Here is a 23660-nt window from a genome sequence, read left to right as displayed (position 1 = left end):
CACCCCGTGAGCGGTCCGCTCGGCGACCCCGACGTGGTGCGGGCGGCGCTGGTCGCCGTCACGTGGCTCCACCTCGGCTTCCAGGCGGTCGTCAGCGCGCTGGTCTACCCCGTGCTGGTGGCCACCGGACGCGAGCAGCCCGAGCGCTGGCCCACCGCCCACACCCGGCACTCGCGCGTGATCGCCCCGCTCGTCGGGTTCGTCTACGGCGCCCTGCTGGTCGTCGGCGTCGTCGCCGCGCTCGTCGTGCCCGGCCCCGCCGAGCTGGTCGCCCTCGCCGCGGCCGGCGGCGCCGTCGCGGTCACCGCCACGCTGGCCGCCCCCACCCACGGCCGGCTCGGCCGGCCCGGGCCCACCGGCGCCGTCAGACCCGACCCGGCGCTGCTGCGCCTGCTGCTGCGCGCCGACCTCGCCCGCGCGGTGCTGGCCCTCGTGGCCGCCGTCGCCGCGGCCCTCGCCGTGCTCGTGGCCTGACGCCTCCCGCCACGGCCCCGCCCGTGCCCCGCTCGTGCCCCGCTCCGGGGCGTCAGGGCTCAGCCCTGCGGACCCATCCGGATGGCGAGCACGGTGGTGTCGTCGTCCTTGACGCCGGCGACGGCCTCGACGATCTCGTCGACCCACTCCTGCATCCGCTCGCCGGGTCCGACGCAGGCGGTGACGCGCAGCTGCTCGAGGGTCTCGGCGATGTCGAGGCCACGACGCTCGACCAGGCCGTCGGTGTACATGAGCACCGTGGCGCCGCCGGAGAGGTCGACCTCGTCGACGACCGCCTGCCCCACCCCGATGCCGAGCAGAGGGCGCTGCCGCAGCGACAGCTCGTGGGCCTCGCCGTCGACGCACAGCAGCGGCGGGAGGTGACCGGCCGAGGAGAGCTGGAGCACGCCGCTCGCGCGGTCGAGCACCCCGACGAGGGCGGTGGCGACCCGCTGGTCGAGGAGCCCGTCCATCAGCCGGTCGAGCCGGTCGAGACAGCCCGCGGGCGTGTCGCCGCCGAAGAGGTAGGCCCGCAGCGCGGTGCGCACCTGGGTCATCGCGGTCGCGGCCTGCACGCCGTGGCCGGCGACGTCGCCGACGACGAAGGCCACCCGGCCGTCGTCGAGCTCGAAGGCGTCCCACCAGTCGCCGCCGAGCTGGTAGGTCGAGGCCGGCAGGTAGCGCGCGGCGATCTCCACGCCGTCGAAGTCGGGGGCGACCTCGGCGACGACCGAGCGCTGCAGCGACTCCGCCATGGCGATCTGCTCGCGGGAGCGGGCGAGCAGCACCCCGGTGACGTGGGCGTTGAGGGCCTCGGCGGTGTCGACCTGCCAGGCCGTCCAGGGCTCGCTGCGTCCGCGCACGACCTGGCGCCACTTGTCGAAGGACTTGCGGGGGCTGAGGCGGACCTCGGGGCCCTCGGCGTCGTAGAGCAGCTTGTTGGTGGGGTCGCCGCCCCAGTCGACGACCTCCTCGAGCTCGGGCCGCAGCCACATCAGCCAGCTCGAGGGGTCGCTGCTGCCGATCACCATCGCGCCGGCGGCGACGTCGGAGACCTCCTCGAGGTCGGGGGCGAGCACGCCGAGGTGGTGGGTGTGCACGGCGCGGCCGTCGGGGCGGTGCAGCAGGGCGCCGATGCGCTGCAGGTGCCGCTCCTCGGGCACCCGGCCCAGCGTGGTGATCACGCCCTCCACCGACAGCGCGGCACCGCCGGCCCCGACCAGCCGCAGCAGCGCCGGGTCGGACATGAGCTGCACCAGCGGGTTGAGCTCGGAGGCGGTCAGGGCAGCGGTGAAGCGGTTGAGCTCGGTCTGGCTCCCGATGGCGGCCTCGCGCCCGTCGGCGCGCTCGCGGTCGTTGATCATCTGCGAGGCGAACTGCCCCAGGAACTCCACCGCGGCGCGCGCGTCGTGGCTGGGCCGGTGCGGCCCGGAGTAGTGGTGGCACGCCACCAGGCCCCACAGCTCGTCGTCGATGACCAGCGAGACCGACATCGAGGCGCCCACGCCCATGTTGGTGAGGTACTCGACGTGGATCGGCGAGACGCTGCGCAGCGTGGAGTGCGACAGGTCGAGCGGGGCTCCGGTGACCTCGTCGAGCACCGGGTCGAGCGGCACCGGGGTGTAGGAGACGTCGGCGATGAGCCGCGTCCAGTTCACGGTGTAGAGCCGCCGGGCCTGGGCCGGGATGTCGGTGGCGGGGTAGTGCAGGCCGAGGAAGGGGTTGAGGTCCTCGCGCCGGTCCTCGGCGATGACCTCGCCGTTCCAGTCCTGGTCGAAGCGGTAGACCATGACCCGGTCGAAGCCGCTCAGCCCGCGCACCTCGTGGGCCAGCCGGTCGGCCAGGTCCGCCACCGACGCGGCGCTGGCCAGGCGGGCCATCGCGCCGCGCGCCGACTGGTAGGACAGCGTGCCCGCGCCCGGGCCGCCGAGCTGCTCGAGCTCGACCACCACGCGCTCCCCGGAGCGGTGCACGGTGACGTCGACGTCGGCACCGGCCAGCGCGCCCCGCGCCCCTGTGGCCAGCGGCAGGTCCTCGGGCAGGCGCAGCACCATCGGCTCGCCCTTGGTGGGGCTCGCGGCCCGCGGCGCGATCGCCGCGGCCGCCGCCTCGCCGAGCAGCTCGGCCAGCGTGCGTCCGCGCGCGGCGCCCGAGGCCACCCCGAGCAGCTGCTCGCAGTTGGCGGAGACCACCACCGCGGTCAGGTCGTCCGGCTCCAGGGCCAGCAGCACGCCGTGGGGCTGGATCGCGCCGGGCACGTGGATCGGCTCCCGGTCGCACGTCGTGAGGTCGACACCGCCGTAGGCGGGGGTGTGCGACGGTCGGACGTCGGTCAACGCGGGGCTCCAGGCGACGAGGGGGCGAGGGGGGTCGGGCGGTCACTGCGGGTACGGCGGGCACGGCCCGGTCGCGCCGGGGGCCCGGCGCGTCGCGGCGTCCTGCTGGGGAGCCTAGGCGCTCCGCGCCGTTCGCGTGCCCGCCCCACCCCGACCTCGCCCGTCCGGGCGGGGCGCGACGCGCCTCCCGGGCTCAGGCCATCGCGCGCAGGGCGTCGACCAGCGGGGTCGTGGGGCGCCCGGCCAGGCGGGACAGGTCGCCGGGGGTCGCGGCGAGCGCGCCCTGCGCGATGGCGGCGTCGAGACCGGCGACGAAGCCTGCGGTGCCCTCGTCGAGCCCGGCGGAGCGCAGGGCGGCGACGTGGGTGTCGGTGTCGACGGCCCGCAGCGTGACCTCGCGACCGAGCACCTCGCCGAGCGCGGCCACCAGCTCCTCGGCGTCCCAGGCGTGGTCGCCGGAGAGCTCGTAGGCCGCACCCACGTGCTCGGCGCCGTCGCCGGCGGCCACGTCGGCGAGCACGCGCGCGGTGGCGGCGGCGTAGTCGTCGCGGGTCGCGCTGGCCACGCGCCCCTCACCGGTGCTGGTCAGGACGACGCCGGTGGCGCGGGCCTGCTCGAGCGTGGCGGCGTAGTTCTCGGTGTACCAGCCGTTGCGCAGCAGCGTCACCGGCAGCCCGCTGGCCCGCAGCAGCTCCTCGGTGGCCTCGTGCTCCGCGGCCAGCGACAGCGGGGTGGCGCCCGCGCCGAGGACGCTGGTGTAGGCGACGTGCGCGACGCCGGCGTGGACGGCCGCGTCGATCGCCGCGGCGTGCTGCGGCACGCGCCCGCCGGGCTCGCTGCCGGAGACGAGCAGGAACACGTCGCCGGCCGACAGGGCCGCCTCGAGGGTCGCGGGGTCGTCGTAGTCCATCCGTGCGGTGCGCACCCCGGTCGCCTCGCCCAGCGCCGCGAGCCGCTCCTTGTCGCGACCGCCGGCCACCACGTCGGCCGGGGCCACGCCCCGCGCCAGCAACTCCTCCACCACGCGCCGGCCCAGCTGCCCGGTCGCCCCGCTCACCACGATCGTCATCCCTGTCTCCTCCACACGTCGCTGCCGCGGCGGTCGCCGCGGCGGGCCGCGCCGTCGGCGGCCCCGCCCCTGCCAACCGCGCCCGGCCCGACACCCTTCCCGCGGTGGGGTACGCACTTCGACGTGGGGTACTCACCTCGGAGTAAGGTCGGTACGTGACCACCCTCCCCCGCACCCCCGCCGCCGTGGTGCCCGTGGACTCGCTGTGCCCCGCGACCCGCGCCGTCTTCGAGCACGTCACCAGCAAGTGGGGCGTGCTGGTGCTGGTCACCCTGGGCGAGGGCACGCTGCGCTGGAGCGCCCTCAAGCGCCGCATCGACGGGGTGAGCGAGAAGATGCTCATCCAGACCCTGCAGACCCTCGAGGCCGACGGCCTGGTGCGGCGCGAGGCCCTGCCGGTCGTGCCGCCGCACGTGGAGTACTCCCTCACCCCCGCCGGCCAGCAGGCGGTCGCGCTGATGACGCCGCTGCTCGGCTGGATCCGCGACCACGTGGCCCCGCTCGCCCCCTGACGACCGCGGTCGCCGCCGCGCGCCTGCGTCCTACTGACCGTTGCGACCACTGGCCGACTGTCGTGACGGTCAGGTAGTGGTCGCAACGGTCGGTAAGACGCGCGGGCCACCCGCCTGACCCCCGCGGGTGTGGTGCCCGGCGGGGGGTGCGAGGAGGGTGGGAGCCATGAGCCACACCTCGCGCGACCTCGCCGCCACCCCCGAGACGGTCTGGGAGGTCCTCAGCGACGGGTGGATGTACCCCCTCTTCGTGGTGGGCGCCTCCCGGATGCGCGAGGTCGACGACGACTGGCCCGAGGTCGGGGCGCGGCTGCACCACTCCGTCGGCGCCTGGCCGGCGCTGCTCGACGACAGCACCCAGGTCGTCGAGATGCACCCGCGCACCACCCTGACCCTGCTCGCCTACGGCCGGCCCTTCGGCCGCGCGCGGGTGACCTTCCGCCTCACGCCGTCGGGCGCCGGCACGTCGGTGGAGGTCGAGGAGCGGGTCGACCGCGGACCGGGCCGCCTCGTGCCGAGCCTCCTCCACGACCCGCCGATGACCTGGCGCAACACCGAGACCCTGCGCCGGCTGGCCTACGTGTGCGAGAACCGCCCGTGACGGGAGCGACGTACGACGCCCTCGTCATCGGCTCCGGCCCCAACGGGCTGGTCGCCGCCAACCTGCTCGCCGACGCCGGCTGGTCGGTGCTCGTGCTCGAGGCGCAGCCCGACGCCGGCGGCGCGGTGCGCAGCAGCCACGAGCTGGCCGACGGCTTCGTGCACGACACCTTCAGCGCCTTCTACCCCTTCGCGCGCGCCTCGCCGGTCATGCTCGGGCTCGACCTGGAGCGCCACGGCCTGACCTGGTCGCACCCGCCCGCGGTGCAGGGCCACCCCTTCCCCGACGGCTCGTGGGCGCTGCTGCACCGCGACCGCGGGATCACCGCCGACCTGGCCGAGCGCGCCCACCCCGGCGACGGCGAGGCCTGGCTGCGGCTGTGCGCCGACTGGGACGCCATCGGCCCCGCGCTCATCGACGCGCTGCTCACGCCGTTCCCGCCCGTGCGCGGGGGACTCGGGGTGCTCACCCGGCTGCGCCACGTCGGCGGCGTCGACTTCGTGCGCACCCTGCTGAGCCCCGCGCTGACCATGCTCGACGGACGCCTGGGCGGCGAGGCGCTGCGCACGCTGGTGGCCGGCAACGCCGGCCACGCCGACATCCCCCTCGACGCGGCCGGCTCGGGCATGCTCGGCCTGCTGCTGACGATGATGGGCCAGACCGTCGGCTTCCCCGCCCCGCAGGGCGGCGCCGGCGAGCTCAGCGCCGCGATGGTGCGCCGCCTGGAGTCGCTGGGCGGCGAGGTGCGCTGCGACGCCGAGGTCGTGGCCGTCGAGACCGACCGCGGCCGCGCGACCGGGGTGCGGCTGCGCTCGGGCGAGCGGTACGCCGCGCGCCGCGCCGTCGTCGCCGACGTGGGCGTCGAGGCGCTCTACCGCCACCTGCTCGACCCCTCCGACGTGCCCGCCCGGGTCGCCCGCGGGCTCGACCGCTTCGAGATGGACCCCGCCACGGTCAAGGTCGACTGGGCCCTCGACGGCCCCATCCCCTGGGCCAGCGCCCCCGAGCACGCCCCGGGCACGCTGCACCTGGCCGCGTCGCGCGCCGAGATGGCCGGGGCCACGGCGCAGGTCGCCTCCGGCTACGTGCCCGCCCACCCCTTCATGCTCGCCGGGCAGATGACCACCGCCGACCCCACCCGCTCCCCCGCCGGCACCGAGGCGGTGTGGGCCTACACCCACGTGCCGCAGCAGACCCGCGGCGACGCCGCGGACGGCGCGGCGAGCGGCCCGGGCAGCACCGGTGGCACGGTCGGCGGCGACTGGGGCCCCGACGACCGCGAGCGCTTCGCCGACCGCATGCAGGCGCGCTTCGAGGAGCTGGCCCCGGGCTTCGGGTCCCTCGTCAGGGCCCGTCGCGTGCTCGGCCCCCGCGAGCTGGAGCAGCGCAACGCCAACCTCGTCGGCGGCGCCGTCGGCGCGGGCACCTCCCAGCTGCACCAGATGCTGCTCTTCCGGCCCGTGCCCGGCCAGTGGGGCCGCGCCGAGACCGGCGTCGCCGGGCTCTACCTCGGCTCGGCCGCCGCCCACCCCGGCGGCGGTGTGCACGGCGCCCCCGGCAGCAACGCCGCCCGCGCCGCGCTGGCCCACGCCCGGGTCTCGGCGCTGACGGCGCTGCCGCGCTCGGTGGGCCGCTCGGTGCGGGGCACGCTCGGCCGCGGCACGGCCGGCGGGGGCGCGTCGTGACCGGCCCCGGCGCCGACCACGGGGTACGGCGGGCGGCGTTCGGGCCGCTCGTGCTGACCTTCGACGACCGGGTGCTCGAGCCGCGGGAGTGGACGCTGGCCCAGTCGCAGTGGGCCGCCGAGCTCCTCTCCGAGCGGGACGGCACCGCGGCCGGGGTCACCGGGTCCCCCGGGGCCGAGGGGGCCGTGCTCGAGCTGTGCGCGGGGGTCGGCCACATCGGCCTGGCCGCGGTGGCCGGGTCGCGGCGCGCGTTGGTGTGCGTCGACGCGAGTCCCGTGGCCTGCGCCTTCGCCCGCGACAACGTCGCCGCCAACGCCACCGCGGAGCGACCCGCCGAGCTCACCGAGGTCCGCGAGGGCGACCTGCGCGAGGCCGTGGCCGACCACGAGCGGTTCGCGCTGGTCATCGCCGACCCGCCCTACCTGCCCTCCGCCGACACCGGGCGCTTCCCCGCGGACCCGCTGCTGGCCATCGACGGCGGGGCCGACGGCCTCGACCTGGCCTGGACCTGCCTGGAGGTCGCCGAGCGCCACCTGCTGCCCGGCGGCTCGGTGCTGCTCCAGCTCGCCGACACCGCCCAGTGCGACGTCGTCGAGGCGGCCTGGGGCACCCGCCACGGCCTCGTGCCGGTCGACCGTCGCGTCGTCGGTCGTGGCGCCCTGCTGCGCCTCGACCGCGCCTGAGCCCGCCCCGCGCAGGCCGCGGTCGGGCTGCCGTCAGGGACGCAGCCTGGCGGGCAGCACCTTGTGCGTGCCGTCGCACCACGGCAGCGTGGCCGAGCGGCTGCAGCGGCAGATCGCGGAGACCGGACGGTGGGTGGTGTGCCGCACGCCCTGGTCGTCCTCCACCACGAGCCGCCCGCGCACGAGCATCGGGCCCCCGGGGCAGAGCACCACGTCGGGGCGTGAGACGTCGTCGACCACCGGGGCGGCCTCCGCTGCGCGCTCTCCCGCCCCCACCACGGGTACGCCGGCGCCGCTCCTGCCGACCCGCGGCGGGGCGGTGCGGGGGGTCGGGTCGCTCACGCCGCGCGGTCCCAGCGGGCGAGCAGGTCGGTGGCGGTGCGGGCCTCGAGGTCGAGGCAGATCGCGGCGCCGAGGAGCACGTCGCCGGCGAGGTGGGGCTCGCGCTCGACCAGGGCGCCGCAGATGGCGCGCACGGCGAGCTGCTCGTGCACGGCGTCGGCCTCGACGTGCTCGGTGTAGTACTCCACCATCTCGGGGGCGAAGCCGAGGCGCTGCAGGCCGCGGGCCATGCGTCGCGACGGCCCGGAGCTGCTGGCCTCGACGGCGGCGAGGTGGCCCAGGGCGGCGCCGCGCAGGCGGCGGTGCAGGCCGAGCATCGACAGCGCGGCGTTCTGCTCCAGCACCGCGGCGCTCGCCTCGTCGAGGGTGGCGCCGTAGTCGGCGCTCATGCCCGAGGCGGCCAGGCCGCGGGCGAAGAGGTGGTGGTGCAGGCGGGCGGGGTCGCCGCCGCCGTACTCGTCGAGCTGCACCTCCATGAGCGCGGCCTTGACCGTGGCCTCCAGGCGCGGCACGACCCAGGTCGTGGGGTCGGCCTCCTTGAGGTGGTAGACCGAGCGGTGGCGCAGCAGCTCCTCGACCTCGTCACGGGTCGCGGTGGTCTCGACGTGGCGGGCCAGCGAGGGTCCGTCGTCGGCCTCGACCATGGCGAAGAGCCGCTCGGCCAGGCCCTCGGCGGTGTGGTCCTCGGGTCGCGGCACCAGGTCGGCGTGGCGCTCGCGCAGCCGCGCCTCGAGGTCGGCCTCGAGCTCCCAGCGCAGCGCGTGCACCGCCGGGTGCCACTCGAGGGCGTCGTCGACGTCGTCGAAGCCGCGGTAGTGCAGCTCCTGGAGCGCCCACAGCGTGACCGCGGCGTCGTCGCGGGAGTCGGCGTCCCCGCCGCAGCCGAGACCCGCACTCGGGGTGTCCTCGAGGCCTCCGGTGAGCTGCGGGAAGACCCGCTCGCTCAGCGTTCCTCGGGCCTGGGGGATCAGCATCGGTGGTCCCTCCTGGTCGGCGGTGGTCACCCGGGCGGGCGGCCGCGCGGGGCGCTCCTCCGACGGTAGCCACGGCCACCGACGTCGCTCCCACCCCTGCGGGTGTGAGTCCTGGGTGATCGCCCGGCGGGCCCCCTACCGTCGCTGGGGAGGGCCTCGTCGGGGCCCCTCGGACCCGCCCGGGACCCGCGTCGAGCCGCTGCACCACGGCCCGCGCCGACCGGGCCCGCACGCAGGAGGAGCCATGGAGCTGTCGGGAGCACGCGCACTGGTCGTCGGGGCCTCGGGGGTGCTCGGCGCAGGCATCGCCCGCGCCCTCGTGGAGCGTGGCGCCACCGTGAGCGTCGCCGGTCGCGACGCCGGGCGGCTCGCGCCGGTGGCGCAGGACTGCGGCACCGAGCCGCTCGTGCTCGACCTGGTCGACACCGACGCCTGCCGCGAGGTCGTCGGGGCGGCGGCCGACGCCATGGGCGGCCTCGACCTGCTCGTCGTGGCCACCGGGGTCGCGGGCTTCGGTCCCGCGACCGAGGCCGACCCGGCGGTGGTCGAGGAGCTCTTCGCCGTCAACACCCTCGGTCCGATGGCGCTGGTGCGCGCGGCCGCCGGGCGCTTCGAGGACGGCGGCACGGTCGCGGTGCTCTCGGCGATCCTGGCCGAGCTGCCCACCAACCAGATGGCGGAGTACTCCGCCACCAAGGCGGCCCTCTCCACCTGGCTGACCGTGCTGCGCCGGGAGAACCGTCGCGCCTTCACCGTGCTCGACGTGCGCCCGCCCCACCTCGACACCGGGCTGGCCGAGCGCTCGCTGGCCGGCGAGCCGCCGAAGCTGCCCGCCCCGCTGCCCGGTCAGGTCGTGGTCGACACCGTGGTCGAGGCCCTCGCCTCCGGCGCCACCGAGGTCGTCTGGGACGCCGGCGCCAAGGAGCTCGTCGCCCGCTGAGGCCGCGGCGCGACCTCCCGGGGGCGCCGGGGCGGTCGGTCAGGCCTCCAGGGCGCGGGCCAACCGCTCGATGTCGGTGGGTCCCACGCGGCAGCAGCCGCCGACGAGCCGGGCCCCGGCGTCGACCCAGCCGGCCGCGGGCGCGACGTCCCAGTCGCGCTCGCCGCGCCAGGCCTTGGCCACCGCGTCCCAGGTCTCCCCGCGGTTGGGGTAGACCACGCCGGGCAGTCCGGTCACCTCGGCGGCCACCCGCACCGCCGCGGCCACCTCGCCCGGTGCGGAGCAGTTGAGCCCGGCGGCCACCACGCTGGTGCTGCCGGCCAGGACGGCGTACGCCTCCTCGAGCGGCTGGCCCGCGCGCGTGCGTCCCCCGGCGACGGAGTAGGACACCCACGCGGGCAGGCCCAGGTCGTCGAGGAGCGGCACCAGCACCTCGGCCTCGCGCACGTCGGGCAGCGTCTCCACCGCGAGCAGGTCGGGGCCGGCGGCGGCGAGCGCGTCGAGGCGCCGCGCGTGGAAGTCGCGCAGCGCGCTGGGGCTGAGCCCGTAGTCGCCGCGGTACTCCGACCCGTCGGCCAGCACCGCGCCGTAGGGGCCCACGGACGCCGCCACCAGCAGCCGGCCGCGCTCTGCCCCCCGGTGCCCCGGCCCGCCCGACCCCGCGCGCAGCTCCTGCGCCGCGTCGCGGGCCCGGCGGGCCACCTCGACGCTGCGCGCCAGCAGCGCCCGGGCCTCCTGGGGCGTGCCGCCCGCGGCCACGACGCCCTGCTCGCTGACCTGGTAGCTGGCCGTGGTGGCGACCTCGGCCCCGGCGGCGAAGTAGGCCGCGTGCACGGCCTCGACCTCCTCCGGCGACCCGCGCAGCACCGTCGCGGTCCACAGCTGCGACGACAGGTCGACGCCGCGGTCCTCGAGCGCGTTCGACAGCCCGCCGTCGAGCACGACGGCGCGGTCGGCGGACTGCGGGGGGAGGTCGTCGAGGCCGGCAGGACCGGCTGGGCTGGCAGGGCGGGCGGGACCGGCAGGGCTGGCGGGACCAGCGGGGCGGGGAGTCACGCGCCCATCGTCCCCCGCCGCGGGCGCGGCGCGGCGACGGGCGGTCCGCGGTGGGCGGTCCGCGGCGGACGGCGGCGCCGAGCGGGCTGGGCGCGCTGTGCTGGGATGGCCGCGTGACCTCCACTCCCCAGCCGCCCACCGGGCCGACCACCGGGCCCACCCCCACCGCCGACCTCGTCGACGAGCACGGTGAGGCGCTGCAGTCCTGCGACCTCCAGCTGCGCCAGTACGGCGCTCGCGCCCGCTTCGCCGGCACCGCCGTGACGCTGCGCTGCCACCAGGACAACGCCCTCGTGAAGGCCGCCCTCGCCGAGCCCGGCGCCGGCAAGGTGCTGGTCGTGGACGGGGGCGGGTCGCTGCACACCGCGCTGATGGGCGACCTGATCGCCGCCTCGGCCGTCGCCAACGGCTGGGAGGGCGTCGTGATCCACGGTGCCGTGCGCGACGTCGCCGCCCTGCGCGAGCTCGACCTCGGGGTCAAGGCCCTCGGCTCCAACCCGCGCAAGAGCGCCAAGGACGGTGCGGGCGAGCGCGACGTGGTGGTGGAGTTCGGCGGCGTGTCGTTCGCCCCCGGCGCCACCGTGGTCAGCGACGACGACGGGATCGTCGTCCTGCCCTGAGCCGGACGGGGCGCGAGGCCTCGTCCCGCGGGACGTCATGCGCTCGGTGGATGCGCATCCACCCTCCGCACGACGTCCGGTGCCACGCTCAGTCGTCGAGCTCCTCGCTCATGTCGAGCTCCCGCACGAACTGCATCGTCTCCCGGCGCTCGGCCGCCCGCGCCCGGGCGCGGGCGGCGTCAGCGCGCACCTGCTCCTCGCGGGCCTCGCGGGCGAGGCGCTCCTCCTCGGTCTCCTGCATCTCCCCACGGTGCCCGATCCGGGCTCCGTGCGGAAGCCTCCCGACCACGGGGCGGATCACGGAACGGATCACGGGGCGGGTCACAGGACGGGGTCCCGGGGCGGACGGCGGACCCAGCCGGCCGCCCGCCCCGTGCGGGGCGCTCAGCCGCGGGGCACGGCCACCCGGGTCACCCAGTACTCGGTGGTGGGGGTCGGCGGGGTGGAGAAGCGGGCGTTGGGCAGGTAGAGCCGGTCGCCGAGCCGCGCGATGGTGGTCGGCACGTCGAACTGCCCGGAGGTGAGGGTCCGCTGCAGCGTGCCGTTGCGCCCGCCGGCGGCGACGCGCAGCACGGCCACCTGGTTCAGCCGGTTCTGCACGACGTAGAGCCGGCGGCCCTCGAGCAGCATCCCGTCGCCGTTGGTGAGCTCGGCGCCGCCGAGGTTGACCTGCGTGGCGTCCCCGGTGGCGGGGTCGACGCGGAAGAGCCCGCCCGAGGCGGAGTTGACCACAAGCAGCGCCTTGCCGTCGGGGGTGGCGGTGATCCCGTTGGCGTTGAGGCCCTCGGCCTGCTCCCACTCGCCGCCGAGCGGCAGCCGCACGACCTCGTCGGCCTCGGGGAGGTCGCCGCCCTCGAGCGGCAGCCCGAAGAGCTGGGCGTTCTCGGAGTCGGTGAACCACGCCGTGTCGTCGGTGAGCACGACGTCGTTGATGAAGGCGGCGTCGGAGTCGGCGGGCACGTCGACGAGCTGGTAGCCGGCCAGCACCTCGCCGCTGCCGGCCTTGACCACGCGCGCGTCGCCGGCGGTGCCGCCGGAGACGAAGATCCGGTTCTGCTCGTCGACCTTGAGACCGACCGAGGGCGTGCCCGGACCCTGGCTGATGACGCGGCCGGTGCCGGTGCGCAGGTTGGCGCGGTAGAGGTCGCCGTCGAGACGGGAGCCGAAGTACGCCGCGAAGCCGCGGCCCACCGCGATGCCCTCGGGCTGGAAGCCGTCGGGCAGCGCCACGCGCTGCGGGAAGGGCCCGTCGCCGGGGGCCTGCGCGGCGCCGGCCGCGGTCGGGGCGACCAGGGCGGAGGCCGCGAGACCGGTCGCGGCGAGACCGGTGGCGGCCAGCGCGGCGGCGCGCCGCGCCAGCCCCCGGTGCGGGCGTCGACGGCCGGCGCGGCCGGTGCGGCCGGTGCGGGGGGACGAGCGGGGCGGGGAGAGCAGGGTCATCGGTGGCTCCGAGGGTGAGGGCGCCCGGCTGGACGCGGCTGGTCGGGACCTCCTCGACGCTAGCCACGCCCCTGCCCCCGGACCTCCCCCTTCGGGCCCGGCCCCACTCGGGTGAGCCCGGCGCGGCGGGGCGGTGGCACCGTGGCGCCATGCCCATCCAGACCAGCGCCTATGCCCACGTCCGCCTGACCGTCACCGACATCGAGCGGTCGCGGAAGTTCTACGACGACGTCTTCGGCCTCCCCGTCGCCTTCGAGCTCCCCCCGGACGCCGACGAGGAGACCCGGCAGCAGCTCTCGTTCCTCTTCGGCGGCGTCATCTACCAGCTCGGCGACAGCCTGCTGGGCCTGCGTCCGGTGGCCGACGACCACTTCGACGAGGACAAGACCGGCCTCGACCACGTCGCCTTCGCCGTCGCCGACCGGGCCGCGATCGATGCCGCCGCGGGCGTGCTCGACGACCTCGGCGTGGCCCACGAGGGCGTCAAGGACATCGGCGCCGGCTGGATCCTGGAGTTCCGCGACCCCGACAACATCGCCCTCGAGGTCTTCGCCCCCAAGGCCTGACCCGCCCCGCACCACGTCGAGGGCCCGGCCCTGCTCGCCGTACGGCGGGCGCGCCGGGCCCTCCGCACGCCCGGCGGGCCGCCTGCGGTCAGGTCGACGCGCCCGGACCGCCCGGACCGCCCAGACCGTCGGCCCGGTCGCCGATCCCGCGGCGCTCGGCCCAGACCGCGGCCGAGGTGCGGTCGGCGACGCCGATGCGGTGGAAGATCGAGGTGAGGTGCGACTTGACCGTGCCCTCGGAGATGCCGAGGCGTCGCGCCACCTGCTTGTTGGCCAGGCCGGCCCGCACGAGGGCCAGCACCTCGACCTCGCGCGGGCTCAGCCCGTGGCCCTCGGGCGTGGCCGGGCGCGCCGAGAGCAGGGTGCGCGCCGCGCGGGGGTGCAGCGGCGACTCCCCGCGGGCGACGGCCCGCACGCCCTCCACCACCTCCTCGGGCTCGGCGTCCTTGAGCAGGTAGCCGACCGCGCCGGCGTCGAGGGCGGCCAGGATGCGCTCCGAGTCGGAGTAGGACGTCAGCACCAGCACGTCGCAGCCGCCCGCCGCCACGATGGCCCGGGTGGCGGTGACGCCGTCGGTGCCGGGCATCTGCAGGTCCATCAGCACCACGTCGGGTCGGGTCCGGGCCACCACCTCGACCGCGGCGTCGCCGTCGCGGGCCGAGCCGACCACCTCGATGTCGTCCTCGCCGGCGAGGAACTGCTCGAGCGCACCGCGCAGCACCGCGTGGTCGTCGACGAGCACGAGCCGGATCGGGGTCGGGGTCGGGGTCGGGGTCGGGGTCATCGTCGTACCTCCAGTCGGACGGTGGTGCCGGCCCCGGGCGACGACTCCACCGTGAGTCGGCCACCGTGGTCCTCGGCGAGACTGCGCAGCCCGCGCAGCCCGTAGTGGCTGCCGGCCTGGGCGACGTCGGCGCGGAAGCCGGCGCCGTCGTCCACGACCTCGAGCACCGCGGTCGCATCGTCGCACCCGACCCTGACCCGCACGGTCGAGGCCCGGGCGTGGCGCAGCGCGTTGCGCACCGCCTCCTGGGCCACGCGCCACACCAGTCCGAGGGTGGCCTCGTCGACGTCGTCGAGGTCGCCGACCTCGACGTCAGCGGCGATCCCGGCCGCGGCGAGGGGCGCCACGAGGTCGGCCAGCGCCGACGGCAGGGTGGTCGCGGTGAGACCGGGCGGGTGGATCTCCACGAGCAGCGAGCGCAGGTCGCGCATGCTGCGCCGCAGGGCGGCCCCCGAGGCGAGCAGCTCGCGCCGCTGGGTGCCCTCGGAGCGCCGGGCCAGCGTCGAGAGGCCGAAGGCGGTGGCCGCGAGGTCCTGCACCACGCCGTCGTGCAGGTCGCGGGCGATGCGCCGCCGCTCGGCCTCCGAGGCCGCGGCGGCCCGGTCCATGAGCCGCTCGCGCTCCAGGCCGGCCACGCGGATCCTGCGGTTGAGCAGGTAGAGCAGCCCCGTGGCCACCGCGACGACGAGGGCGAGGGCGAGCAGGTTGATCCGCTGGAAGGGCGCCACGACCTCGTCGCTTCGCGTGGCGATGAGGTCGGAGGAGTAGTAGGTCTCGAAGAGCAGCGGCTCGCCCTCCGGGGAGTCCAGGCGGGTGTAGACCTCGATGAGACCGCGGTCGGGTGCCTCGAAGCGGTTCTCCGGCGCGCTGAGGTCGGAGACCTCGGCGTCGGTGCCCCCCTCGGCGAGGATGCGCTGCTCGTCCTCGCCGAGCTCGATGCGCATCCCGATGAGCCGGACGTCATCGGAGTAGAGCACCGTGCCGTCGGCCGACCACACCTTCACCCGGCGCACCCCGGCCCCGACGAGGCGGGCGAGCGCCGTGCGGTCGAAGCGGTCCACCGCGCCGGGCACCCCGTCGACGAGACCGCGCGGCACCGCGGGCCCGGCCACGGAGCGGGCCAGGAGCTCGGTGGTCGCGCGGGCGTCCTGCAGGGCCTCGGCCCGCGCGGCGCGGTCGCCGAGGTGCTGGCTGACCCCGACGATCACCGCGCACGCCAGCAGCCCGACCGCGAGGAACCACGCGATCGGGCTGCGTCCGGCCGCACGCCACCTGCGCCCGAGGGGGCGGGGCAGCGGCGCGCGACGGGTCTCGGGACGGCTCAGAGCGACACCTTGGCGACGCAGACCTCGCCGCTGGCGGCGTTGGTCGCACGGAAGGTGAAGGCGTCGGCGCCGGTGGCGTCCACCAGGCGGCGCTCGACGCTGAAGGACCCGCTCGGCGCCTTGGTGGTCGAGCTGCCGCGCGCGGCCACCGAGCCGTCGTGCCTGAGCACCCAGCCCCAGGTCTGACCGTTGACGTTGCTGTCGATCTCGGCCTCGACCTCGATCCGGCCGTCGTCGGGCTTGGCCTTGATCTTCCAGTCGGTGCTGCCGGTGCACGAGCCGCGGCGGATGACGTCGGCGTCGTTGGCGCTCGCCGAGGCGGTCACCACCAGCGGCGCGGCGAGGGTCAGCGGCACGGCCAGGGCGAGGAGGGCGCGGGCGGTGGTGCGGGTGGCGGTGCGGGGCGTGCGGGTCATGATGTCTCCTGGTGGGTGCGGTGGTCGGCCGGGCCGGTCGACCGGGCTGGTCCCGCCCAGCGTGCGACCGGCGGGGAGGCAGTCGCCATCCGCCAGTGGTCATACGACCACCGGCCGACCCGGGACGCGACGGGTCGGAGGTCCCGAGCCCGACCGGCCCCTCAGCGCGGGTCGGGCAGCTCGAACCACACGGTCGCCCCGCCGCCCGCGGTCTCCCGCAGCCCGATGCGCCCGCCGTGGGCCTCGATGATGGCACGGCAGGTGGCGAGCCCCAGCCCGGTGCCGGGCGCGAGCTCGGCGTGCTCGCCGACCCGCACGAAGGCCTCGAAGACGTGCTCGCGCTCGGTCTCCGGCACCCCGCGACCGTGGTCGGCCACCTCGACGAGCCACGACCGGTCGCGCCGCGACGCGGTCACCGACACCTCGCCGCCGCGCTCGGCGACGGCGAACTTGGCCGCGTTGGACAGCAGGTTCTGCAGCACGAGGCGCAGCAGCGGGCCGTCGGCGACGACGACCGGCAGCGCCCGCGCGGTCACGTCGACCCCGTCGAGGGCCGGGCCCAGGTCCTCGCGGGCGTCCTCGACGAGGGAGCCCAGGTCGACGGGGTGGGGCGAGGCGGGTGCGCCGGTGGCGTGCACGAAGAGGTTCTCCACCACACCGCGCATCCTGGTCGCACCACGCAGGGCGCGGGCCAGCACCGGCTCGAGGTCGGAGGGCTCCCAGCCCTGCGAGATCCCGACGCCGAGCAGCTCCAGCGACAGCGTCATCGTCGCCAGCGGAGCGCGCAGGTCGTGGCTGACCTGGCCCGCGAAGGCGCGCAGGCTCTCGTTGTCGGCGCGCAGCCCGGCGCGCACCGCCTCCAGCTCGCGCACCTCGCCGGTGAGCTCACGCACCCTCCGGTCGAGCTCCAGCACCCCGACGACGCGGTCGGCGAGCGCCTGCAGCAGGCTGCGCTGCTCGGCGCCGAGCACGTGGGGCCGGTCGTCGAAGACGCAGAGCGTGCCGATGGACACGTCGGCGTCGGTGCGCAGCTGGAAGGCGGCGTAGAAGCGGACGCGGCCCTCGCGCACGAAGGGGTTGTCGCTGAAGCGGGGGTCCTCACGGGCGTCGGCGACCACGACGGGTCGGGGCTCGTCGACGACGAGGCTGCACATCGAGTCGCGGCGGGGCAGGGCCACCATCTCGAAGCCCACCGTGGCCAGGGCGCGCTGCTCGTCACCGGCGAGGAGGTGGATCGCAGCCGTCGGCACACCCGCCGCGGCCGCGGCCACCGCCACCAGCGCCACCAGGTCGTCGGCGGCCGGGTGCTCGCCGCCCGGCAGCCCGAAGTCGCGCAGCGCCCTGAGGCGGGCGCGCTCGCGCGGATCGTCCAGGTCGTGTCCGCTGTGCGTCCCGGCTGCGCTCATGCCGCTCCCTCCCCCGAGACACGACGACCACCCGTGCATCGGGCGTGGGGGGCCGCCGCCCCGCCAGGCAACCAGGCGCGGGCCGGGCCGACCAGGGTCCAACGGATGATTGACGTGGTCCGATCGGACTGTCGCGAAACTGCTGACAGACCACCACCCGTTGGCTACAGTAGGTCTCGAAGGCGCCGGGGACCCGAGACCCCGGCGCCTTCTTCTATGCCCGCAGGACCTCCGTCCTCTCCCATCGCGAGCTCGTCACCACGGCCCGTCCCGGCGAGCGGCCCGGCTGCTCCGATCGCCCGGGAGCGGCCGTCTAGGCTCTGCGGCGGACCTGGGGAGGGACGTGGAGACCGACGAGCACGCGCCGACGACGCTGCCCGCCGGGGTGGTGCGCGAGGCGCACGGCCCCGAGCGGCTGGTGGTGGTCTGGGCGCGCACCGACCTCGGGGCGCTCCTCGCCACCCTCGAGCGCGCCGGCCACCTCCCGCTCCTCGTCGACCCTGCCGAGACCGAGGACCTCCTCGAGACCGCGGGGGCGCCCGCGCTGCTCCTCGTCGAGTCCGACCTGCTCGACGAGGCCACCGTGGCCGTGCTGGAGCGGGTACGCCGACGCTCGCGCCAGACCCGCGTCGCCGTCGTGGCCGACGCCGGGGCCGGCGCCCACGGTCTGCTCACCGCGCTGCGCCACGGCCTCTCCGACGTCGTCGCCCCCGACGACCCCGCCGCGCTCGAGCAGCTGCTGCCGGCCCGGTCCCACCACCGCGGCGAGCGCGTCCTGGCCATCGGCGCCCACCCCGACGACGTCGAGATCGGCTGCGGGGCCACCCTGCTGCGCCACGCCGCGCAGGGGCACCCGGTGTCGGTGCTCACCCTGAGCCGGGGCGCCGTGGGCGGTCCGCGCGAGGAGCGCCGGCGCGAGGCCGTGGCCGCCGCCACCGCGATGTCGGCCGAGCTGCTGATGGCCGACCTGCCCGACACCCGGCTGGAGGAGGCCCACGAGATGATCGGGCTGATCGAGGCCGTGATCGCCTCGGTCGCCCCCACGACGGTCTACGTCCACTCCGCGGCCGACAACCACCAGGACCACCGCGCCGTGCACGCCGCCGCCGTGATCGCCGCCCGTCGGGTGCCGCAGCTGTTCTGCTACCAGTCGCCGTCCTCGCGCAACGGCTTCGCGCCCACGCGCTTCGTGCCCGTCGAGGACACCATCGAGGCCAAGCTCGACCTGCTCGCGTGCTACCGCTCGCAGTCGGCGCGCGACTACCTCGAGCCCGACCTGGTGCTGGCGAGCGCCCGCTACTGGTCGCGCCAGGTCTCCCACACCCGCTACGCCGAGCCCTTCGAGGTGCTGCGCGCCAGCGAGGTCGTCGGCGGCTGACCCGCCGCCCGGCGCAGGGTGCTCAGCGGCGTCCGGTCGTCGCGCCGAGTGCCGGCACGAGCCGGAGCCCGGCGGCCCTGGTGGCCTCGCCGCGGGTGCGCGTCACAGGCGGCGCGGGCGGCGCGGCCGGCGGGGGCCAGAGCGGCTCCGACCCGAGCCGCAGCAGACGGCGTACGGCCGGCGACTCCGCGAGCACCCCGACGTCGGCGCCGTGGACCACCGCGGCGCGCAGCGCGCGGCGCAGCCAGTGCAGGCCCGCGGTGTCGACGAAGTCGACCTGCTCGAGGTCGACGAGCACCACCGTCGGGCGCGACCGGCGCAGCCGCTCCACCACCGCGCCGACCGCCGGCCCGGCCGACACGTCGAGGTCGCCCCTGACCACCAGCGCCATCGTCGGGCGTCCCTCGCGCCCCGTCGGACCGTCCACGAGCTCCATCGAGCACGTCGTCCTGCACACGTCACGACCCCCTCGTCGTCCGTTCCCCCGAGTCCGGACCCCCCGCCCGGCACCCGGAGCAACGACGCCGACCCGACAGGGTGAGGCCGCGGCCGCGAAACCCCCCGACCGGGCCATGGTCGGCGGCTCGGCATGGCCCGTGCGGGCCATGCCGAGCGACCGGTCGGTGGATGCCGCGCGCCCGTGCGACTCCGGGCCGCCGCGCGAGCGCCCACGCGGTCACCGCGCGGCCGACCCTGCGATTGACCGTGCGATTGACACGGTCGGGAGCGCCGAGCAGCATCGCCGCAGCGGGGACGACGAGGTCCCCCTCTCGGTGTGAGGTGGCTGGCTGTGGCGTACTACCGACGGGTCGGAGAGGTGCCGCGCCAGCGGCACACCCAGCTCCGCGACGAGCACGGCGCGCTGCGCTCCGAGGAGCTGATGGGCGAGGAGGGCTTCTCCTCCGACTCCTCGCTGCTCTACCACCGCGGCGTGCCGTCGGCGATCGTGGCCAGCGAGGTCTGGGACCTCCCCGACCAGGCCCTCACCCCGAACCACCCGCTGACGCCGCGCCACCTGCGCCTGCCCGACCTCGTGCCCGCCGACGTCACGGGCGTCGACGCGGTCACCGGGCGCCGGCTCGTGCTCGGCAACGCCGACGTCCACCTGTCCTACGTCGTCGCCGCGGCCGACTCCCCGCTCTACCGCAACGCGCTGGGCGACGAGTGCGTCTTCGTCGAGGCCGGCAGCGGGGTGGTCGAGACCGTCTTCGGCGTCGTGCCCTACCGCGCCGGCGACTTCGTCGTGGTGCCCCGGGCCACCACCCACCGCTGGCGCCCCGACGCGGCCTCCGGGCCGAGCCGGCTCTACGCGGTCGAGTCGGCCAGCCACGTCGCGCCGCCGAAGCGCTACCTCTCGCGCTACGGCCAGCTGCTCGAGCACGCCCCCTACTGCGAGCGCGACCTCCACGGCCCCACCGAGCCGCTGCTCGCCGGCGCCGGCGAGCCGGCGTCCGACGTCGAGGTGCTCGTCAGGCACCGCACCTCGGCCGGGATCGTCGGCACCCGGATGACCTACGCCACCCACCCCTTCGACGTCGTCGGCTGGGACGGCTGCCTCTATCCCTACACGTTCAACGTCGAGGACTACATGCCGATCACCGGCAAGGTCCACCAGCCCCCGCCGGTGCACCAGGTCTTCGAGGGCGCCGGCTTCGTGGTGTGCGCCTTCCTGCCCCGCAAGGTCGACTACCACCCGCTCGCCGTGCCCGTGCCCTACTACCACTCCAACGTCGACAGCGACGAGGTCATGTTCTACGTCGCCGGCGACTACGAGGCCCGCAAGGGCTCGGGGATCGGTGTCGGCTCGGTGACCCTCCACCCCGGTGGCCACGCCCACGGTCCCCAGCCCGCAGCCGTCGAGGCCTCCCTCGGCGCCGAGGCCTTCGACGAGACCGCGGTCATGGTCGACACCTTCCGGCCCCTCGAGCTCGGCGAGGCCGGGCGGGCCGTCGACGACGGCGCCTACGCCTGGAGCTGGGCCGGTCGCAGGCTGTGACCGTCCTCGACACCCCCACCCGCCCGACACCCGACCCGGGCCCGGCCGCGCGAGGCGGCTGCCGGGCGGCTCAGGTGCCGGGCAGCGGCGTGCCCATGTAGACGTCCCACCGCGCCCGCGCGGCCCGGGTCTCGGTGTCGAGGAGCAGGCGCTCCGCCGCCTGGGCGCACGAGCGGGCCAGCTGCTCGGCGTCGAGGCGGTCGAGGCATCCCGGACGCAGCCGCACGGCGTGGTGCTGCTGGCCCACCGAGGTCACCGTGACCTCGCCGTCGTCGGAGACGCCCTCGGCGGCCAGCTCCGCGAGCCGCTGGTCGTACTCCTTCTCCCGTCGCCCGATCCGCGGGCGCCGCGTGGGCACGCGGCCGGTGACGACCGCGCCGAGGCGGGCGTGCTCGGCGAGCGCGGCGGCGAAGGCCAGCCGCGCCAGTGAGGCCAGCTCGCGCTCGAGCACGGCGTGCGACACCTGCTCCAGGTGACCGGCGGCGAACCGCACGCTCACGTGCCGCTCCCCGCGCAGCTCCGCGTGCACCTTCTCGTTGGGCGTCGAGACCGTGACCACCGAGGACTCGACGGCGCTGTCGAGGCGCCCCGCCACCTCAGGCCCCTCCCGACCGGCCACCGAAGGACGGCGAGTCGGCCACGGTCGGACGGGGCAGGACGACGGGGGAGACCATGTTGTCCTCCCCCATGGCCGCGGAGAACTGCCCGGCGGTGTCGCTCAGCGCCGAGCGGACGTCACCCTCCTTGGCGGTGACGTGCTCGTTGAGCCGGGTCAGCAGGTCGCGCACCGAGGACACCACGCTCGCCGGACTGCCCCCGTCGATCCCGGGGTGGTCCTCGGCGTCCTCCGGCGCGAAGCTCCCGGCCAGGCCGATCCCGCCGGAGATGGCCGCGAACGTGTAGGCGGCCGCGAGGCTGCCACCCGCGGTGAACGGCACGGCGATGATGCCCGACACCGCGGCGAGCACCGACAGGGTCGCGGTGTACTCGGCAGCGCTCTTGTTGGCGATGTCCTCGAGCGTGCTGATCGCCGCGTCGGCGATCTCGTGGAGGCTGCGGTCGGCCTCCTCCCAGATCGCCTGCTCGGCGTAGAGGGCGTTGACCAGCACGTTGCCGCACAGCCACAGGTTGGACACGACGGGTCCGAAGAGGCCGGCGAAGCTGGCGAAGCTGGTGGCCGTGCCGCTGGTCCACCCGGACATGAACGCGCCGGTGGGCTCGATCTGGGTGATCGCGACGTTGGACCCGCCCCCGCCGAGCGAGGCGGCGGAGTCGTCGTCGACGTAGGCCTCGGCGGCGAGGTGCGGCAGGGCCCCGGCGAGGTTGGAGGCGAAGGAGGAGAGGTACGACGGGTCGGGCAGGTCCAGCCAGTCGTCGAAGACCTGGTCGACGTCGGCGAACTCCTCGCTGGCCTGGTCGTGGGCGAAGGCGTAGGCGATGCCGCCGCCGTCCGGGCCCGCGGCCTTCATGGCCAGCTCGGCGGTCTTCTCGATGGCGAGCTCCTTGATCCGCTCGGCCTTGGCGCGCAGGTCGGTCATCAGCCGCCGATCCCTTCCATCTCCGTGCGGGCGGTGTCCATGCGCTGGCGTGCGCCGTCGTCGGTCGCGAGGATGTCGTCGAGGAACGTCCGGATCGCGGCGGAGGTGTCGTCGATGTTGGTGCCGCCCTGGGTCAGGGCGCTGACCAGGAGGTCGGCCAGGGCGCTCCACTCCGCGGCCGGCCCGTCGGCCCCGATGCCGACCCCGCCCGAGCGGCGGAAGGAGACCTGGGAGAAGAGGGCGATGGTCCCGCGGGCCGAGGCCAGCTCCGCGGCCGCGTCGGGGAGCCTCTCCTTGGCGATGATGTCGAGCTCCAGGAGGTCGACGCCGTCGATGCCGAGCCGTGGGTCGGTCATGGTTCTCCTTCACGTGGGGGGTGGGGGCTGCGAGGGGTCAGGAGGGGTGGGGCGGGTCACCCGGGTGGGCGCAGGGTCGCGGGCAGCCGGAGCGCCGCGTCGAGCACGAGCTCACGCCGGGCGGGCACCGCCCCGGAGTCGGCCCGCAGGGCGTAGGTGCGGCGCAGGTCGAGGTCGAGCGGGGTGTCGGCCCCGAGGGAGAAGACCAGCCGGGAGGTGTAGGAGGCCCCGTCGCCGGTCTTGGTGACGTCGAGCTCGGTGACGGGGGGCGCGCCGCCGAGCGCGACCGACTGGTCGGCGCCGGTCACGGTGTAGGCGCCGCGGTCCGCCGTGGCGGGCGCAGTGGTGGCCACCCCGGTCACGGAGACGACCAGCGGCACCACCGCCCAGGTGTTCCCCTCCGCGGCCCAGCCGGCCCCGGGCACGTAGGGCACCGACACCATGCGCTCGGCACGGCAGGCGAGACCCTCGACCTCGACCCCGCGGGGGGCCGGGTCGACGTCGCACGTCACGGGGCCGCGCGGCTCGCGCTCGGCGACGTAGAGGGGATCGGCCGGGCCGGGCTCGCGCGCGCCGTCGACGAGCGCGACCCGCTGGTCGAGGCCGTCGTAGCCGACCACGACCGTGACGTCGTCCAGGTCGGGCGCGCCCTCCACGGCGACCAGGACGTCACCGCCCAGGCGCTCGTCGGACCCGTCGTCGGCGACCGCGCCGTCGGGGTCGCCCACCGTCCCGACGTCGTAGCGCTCGCCGGCCACCTCGACCGCGAGCTCCACCGGGCTGCCCGCCCCCGGCACGCGGGCCAGGTCGGCCACGTCGGAGCGCACGGCGGACCGGTCGAAGGCCACCTCCAGGGCCAGGAGGGAGGCTCCGTCGGCCGCCCGGTCGGAGCCCACCGCGCCGGCCGGGTCCGCGACACCGAGCCGCACCGCGCCGGTGGGCACGCGCACCGTGACCGAGGCGTCGTCGCCGTCCACGACCCCGGGGGCCGCGACCACGGTGCCGGCGGCGATCGTCTGCTCGTCCGGGGAGCAGCCCGCACCCGCGAGCGCGAGGCCGGCGGCCAGGGTCGCCGCGGCGGCGGCCCGGGCCGGGGAGGTGCCCCGGAGGGCCCTCGTCTCGCGCTGGTCGACCACGCAGGGGGTCTACCCCCTCGCGGCGGG

General features: G+C 76.4%; 26 protein-coding genes. 10 read left to right on the top strand and 16 right to left on the bottom strand.

The features are described 5' to 3' along the window. Positions 1 to 6 precede the first annotated feature (6 nt). Positions 7 to 474 (top strand): hypothetical protein, encoded by a 468-nt coding sequence (locus M3673_RS15700; RefSeq protein ID WP_251534782.1) that lies wholly within the window; start codon positions 7 to 9, stop codon positions 472 to 474. Positions 475 to 533: 59 nt separating this feature from the next. Here M3673_RS15700 and M3673_RS15695 read toward each other — a convergent pair whose 3' ends face one another. After that, positions 534 to 2810: a SpoIIE family protein phosphatase gene (locus M3673_RS15695; RefSeq protein ID WP_251534780.1), complete on the bottom strand. Its 2277-nt coding sequence runs from the start codon at positions 2808 to 2810 to the stop codon at positions 534 to 536. Between the two features lie 193 nt (positions 2811 to 3003). Then, complete coding sequence (locus tag M3673_RS15690) at positions 3004 to 3879, bottom strand: NAD(P)H-binding protein (protein WP_251534778.1); 876 nt, start codon at positions 3877 to 3879, stop codon at positions 3004 to 3006. A gap of 155 nt (positions 3880 to 4034) precedes the next feature. Here M3673_RS15690 and M3673_RS15685 point away from each other — a divergent pair, with 155 nt between their 5' ends. The 4 genes from M3673_RS15685 (at position 4035) to M3673_RS15670 (ending at position 7360) form a co-directional block, all read left to right on the top strand. Continuing rightward, positions 4035 to 4391 (top strand): helix-turn-helix domain-containing protein, encoded by a 357-nt coding sequence (locus tag M3673_RS15685; protein ID WP_193666387.1) that lies wholly within the window; start codon positions 4035 to 4037, stop codon positions 4389 to 4391. A 166-nt stretch (positions 4392 to 4557) separates the two neighbouring features. Next, entirely contained in the window at positions 4558 to 4992 is a 435-nt protein-coding gene (locus M3673_RS15680; RefSeq protein ID WP_251534776.1) for an SRPBCC family protein, read from the top strand. Continuing rightward, positions 4989 to 6677, top strand: coding sequence for an NAD(P)/FAD-dependent oxidoreductase (locus M3673_RS15675; protein WP_251534774.1), 1689 nt, complete (start codon positions 4989 to 4991; stop codon positions 6675 to 6677). The genes M3673_RS15680 and M3673_RS15675 overlap by 4 nt, the downstream gene beginning before the upstream one ends. Next, positions 6674 to 7360, top strand: a complete 687-nt coding sequence (locus M3673_RS15670; protein ID WP_251534772.1) for a methyltransferase — start codon at positions 6674 to 6676, stop codon at positions 7358 to 7360. The genes M3673_RS15675 and M3673_RS15670 overlap by 4 nt, the downstream gene beginning before the upstream one ends. A gap of 33 nt (positions 7361 to 7393) precedes the next feature. Here M3673_RS15670 and M3673_RS19725 read toward each other — a convergent pair whose 3' ends face one another. Beyond that, positions 7394 to 7702 (bottom strand): CDGSH iron-sulfur domain-containing protein, encoded by a 309-nt coding sequence (locus M3673_RS19725; RefSeq protein WP_251534770.1) that lies wholly within the window; start codon positions 7700 to 7702, stop codon positions 7394 to 7396. Next, on the bottom strand, positions 7699 to 8676 hold the full coding sequence (locus tag M3673_RS15660) for an iron-containing redox enzyme family protein (RefSeq protein ID WP_251534768.1): 978 nt from the start codon (positions 8674 to 8676) through the stop codon (positions 7699 to 7701). The genes M3673_RS19725 and M3673_RS15660 overlap by 4 nt, the downstream gene beginning before the upstream one ends. Positions 8677 to 8920: 244 nt before the next feature. On the opposite strand from M3673_RS15660, the gene M3673_RS15655 reads away from it, so the two are divergent. After that, a complete protein-coding gene (locus M3673_RS15655) occupies positions 8921 to 9616 on the top strand; it encodes an SDR family oxidoreductase (protein ID WP_251534766.1) in 696 nt (231 codons plus the stop codon). Positions 9617 to 9655: 39 nt separating this feature from the next. On the opposite strand, the gene mmuM is transcribed toward M3673_RS15655, so the two are convergent. Beyond that, positions 9656 to 10672 carry a homocysteine S-methyltransferase gene (gene mmuM / locus M3673_RS15650; RefSeq protein WP_251534764.1) on the bottom strand — a complete coding sequence of 339 codons (1017 nt, stop codon included), beginning with the start codon at positions 10670 to 10672 and terminating at the stop codon, positions 9656 to 9658. 113 nt (positions 10673 to 10785) lie between these two features. Between mmuM and rraA the strand changes: the two genes are divergently transcribed. Next, positions 10786 to 11292: a ribonuclease E activity regulator RraA gene (gene rraA, locus M3673_RS15645; protein ID WP_251534761.1), complete on the top strand. Its 507-nt coding sequence runs from the start codon at positions 10786 to 10788 to the stop codon at positions 11290 to 11292. Between the two features lie 88 nt (positions 11293 to 11380). Here rraA and M3673_RS15640 read toward each other — a convergent pair whose 3' ends face one another. Then, on the bottom strand, positions 11381 to 11533 hold the full coding sequence (locus tag M3673_RS15640) for a hypothetical protein (protein ID WP_251534759.1): 153 nt from the start codon (positions 11531 to 11533) through the stop codon (positions 11381 to 11383). 143 nt (positions 11534 to 11676) lie between these two features. Next, a complete protein-coding gene (locus M3673_RS15635) occupies positions 11677 to 12732 on the bottom strand; it encodes an SMP-30/gluconolactonase/LRE family protein (protein ID WP_251534757.1) in 1056 nt (351 codons plus the stop codon). A gap of 149 nt (positions 12733 to 12881) precedes the next feature. Between M3673_RS15635 and M3673_RS15630 the strand changes: the two genes are divergently transcribed. Beyond that, complete coding sequence (locus M3673_RS15630; protein ID WP_251534755.1) at positions 12882 to 13298, top strand: VOC family protein; 417 nt, start codon at positions 12882 to 12884, stop codon at positions 13296 to 13298. Positions 13299 to 13386: 88 nt separating this feature from the next. Here M3673_RS15630 and M3673_RS15625 read toward each other — a convergent pair whose 3' ends face one another. The 4 genes from M3673_RS15625 to M3673_RS15610 form a co-directional block, all read right to left on the bottom strand. Then, positions 13387 to 14082 (bottom strand): response regulator transcription factor, encoded by a 696-nt coding sequence (locus M3673_RS15625; protein WP_251534753.1) that lies wholly within the window; start codon positions 14080 to 14082, stop codon positions 13387 to 13389. Continuing rightward, entirely contained in the window at positions 14079 to 15290 is a 1212-nt protein-coding gene (locus M3673_RS19720) for an ATP-binding protein (RefSeq protein WP_251534751.1), read from the bottom strand. The genes M3673_RS15625 and M3673_RS19720 overlap by 4 nt, the downstream gene beginning before the upstream one ends. A 113-nt stretch (positions 15291 to 15403) precedes the next feature. Continuing rightward, a complete protein-coding gene (locus M3673_RS15615; RefSeq protein ID WP_251534749.1) occupies positions 15404 to 15823 on the bottom strand; it encodes a hypothetical protein in 420 nt (139 codons plus the stop codon). Positions 15824 to 15984: 161 nt separating this feature from the next. After that, the gene (locus M3673_RS15610) at positions 15985 to 17229 is read right to left on the bottom strand and encodes a GAF domain-containing sensor histidine kinase (RefSeq protein ID WP_251534747.1); all 1245 of its coding nucleotides are present in this window, start codon (positions 17227 to 17229) and stop codon (positions 15985 to 15987) included. A 343-nt stretch (positions 17230 to 17572) separates the two neighbouring features. On the opposite strand from M3673_RS15610, the gene M3673_RS15605 reads away from it, so the two are divergent. Continuing rightward, positions 17573 to 18607, top strand: a complete 1035-nt coding sequence (locus M3673_RS15605; RefSeq protein ID WP_251534745.1) for a PIG-L deacetylase family protein — start codon at positions 17573 to 17575, stop codon at positions 18605 to 18607. A 22-nt stretch (positions 18608 to 18629) separates the two neighbouring features. Here M3673_RS15605 and M3673_RS15600 read toward each other — a convergent pair whose 3' ends face one another. Beyond that, positions 18630 to 19043, bottom strand: a complete 414-nt coding sequence (locus tag M3673_RS15600; RefSeq protein ID WP_193666375.1) for an STAS domain-containing protein — start codon at positions 19041 to 19043, stop codon at positions 18630 to 18632. A 354-nt stretch (positions 19044 to 19397) separates the two neighbouring features. Between M3673_RS15600 and M3673_RS15595 the strand changes: the two genes are divergently transcribed. Next, positions 19398 to 20603, top strand: coding sequence for a homogentisate 1,2-dioxygenase (locus tag M3673_RS15595; protein WP_251534742.1), 1206 nt, complete (start codon positions 19398 to 19400; stop codon positions 20601 to 20603). 70 nt (positions 20604 to 20673) lie between these two features. Here the strand turns inward: M3673_RS15595 and M3673_RS15590 are convergent, their stop codons facing one another. Genes M3673_RS15590 through M3673_RS15575 form a run of 4 tightly spaced genes read right to left on the bottom strand, consistent with a single transcriptional unit; the run spans position 20674 to position 23633 of the window. Next, positions 20674 to 21198 carry a hypothetical protein gene (locus M3673_RS15590; protein WP_193666373.1) on the bottom strand — a complete coding sequence of 175 codons (525 nt, stop codon included), beginning with the start codon at positions 21196 to 21198 and terminating at the stop codon, positions 20674 to 20676. 1 nt (position 21199) lies between these two features. Then, positions 21200 to 22141, bottom strand: coding sequence for a hypothetical protein (locus M3673_RS15585; protein ID WP_251534740.1), 942 nt, complete (start codon positions 22139 to 22141; stop codon positions 21200 to 21202). Continuing rightward, positions 22141 to 22497 (bottom strand): hypothetical protein, encoded by a 357-nt coding sequence (locus M3673_RS15580; protein ID WP_193666371.1) that lies wholly within the window; start codon positions 22495 to 22497, stop codon positions 22141 to 22143. The genes M3673_RS15585 and M3673_RS15580 overlap by 1 nt, the downstream gene beginning before the upstream one ends. Before the next feature lie 56 nt (positions 22498 to 22553). Further along, complete coding sequence (locus tag M3673_RS15575) at positions 22554 to 23633, bottom strand: hypothetical protein (RefSeq protein WP_251534738.1); 1080 nt, start codon at positions 23631 to 23633, stop codon at positions 22554 to 22556. Positions 23634 to 23660: the final 27 nt, after the last annotated feature.

It is taken from the genome of Nocardioides sp. P86, assembly GCF_023712465.1.
GTDB classification, from domain to species: domain Bacteria; phylum Actinomycetota; class Actinomycetes; order Propionibacteriales; family Nocardioidaceae; genus Nocardioides; species Nocardioides kribbensis.
Note: the sequence above shows the minus strand (reverse complement) of the source record. Positions and strands in the feature narration are given on the sequence as shown.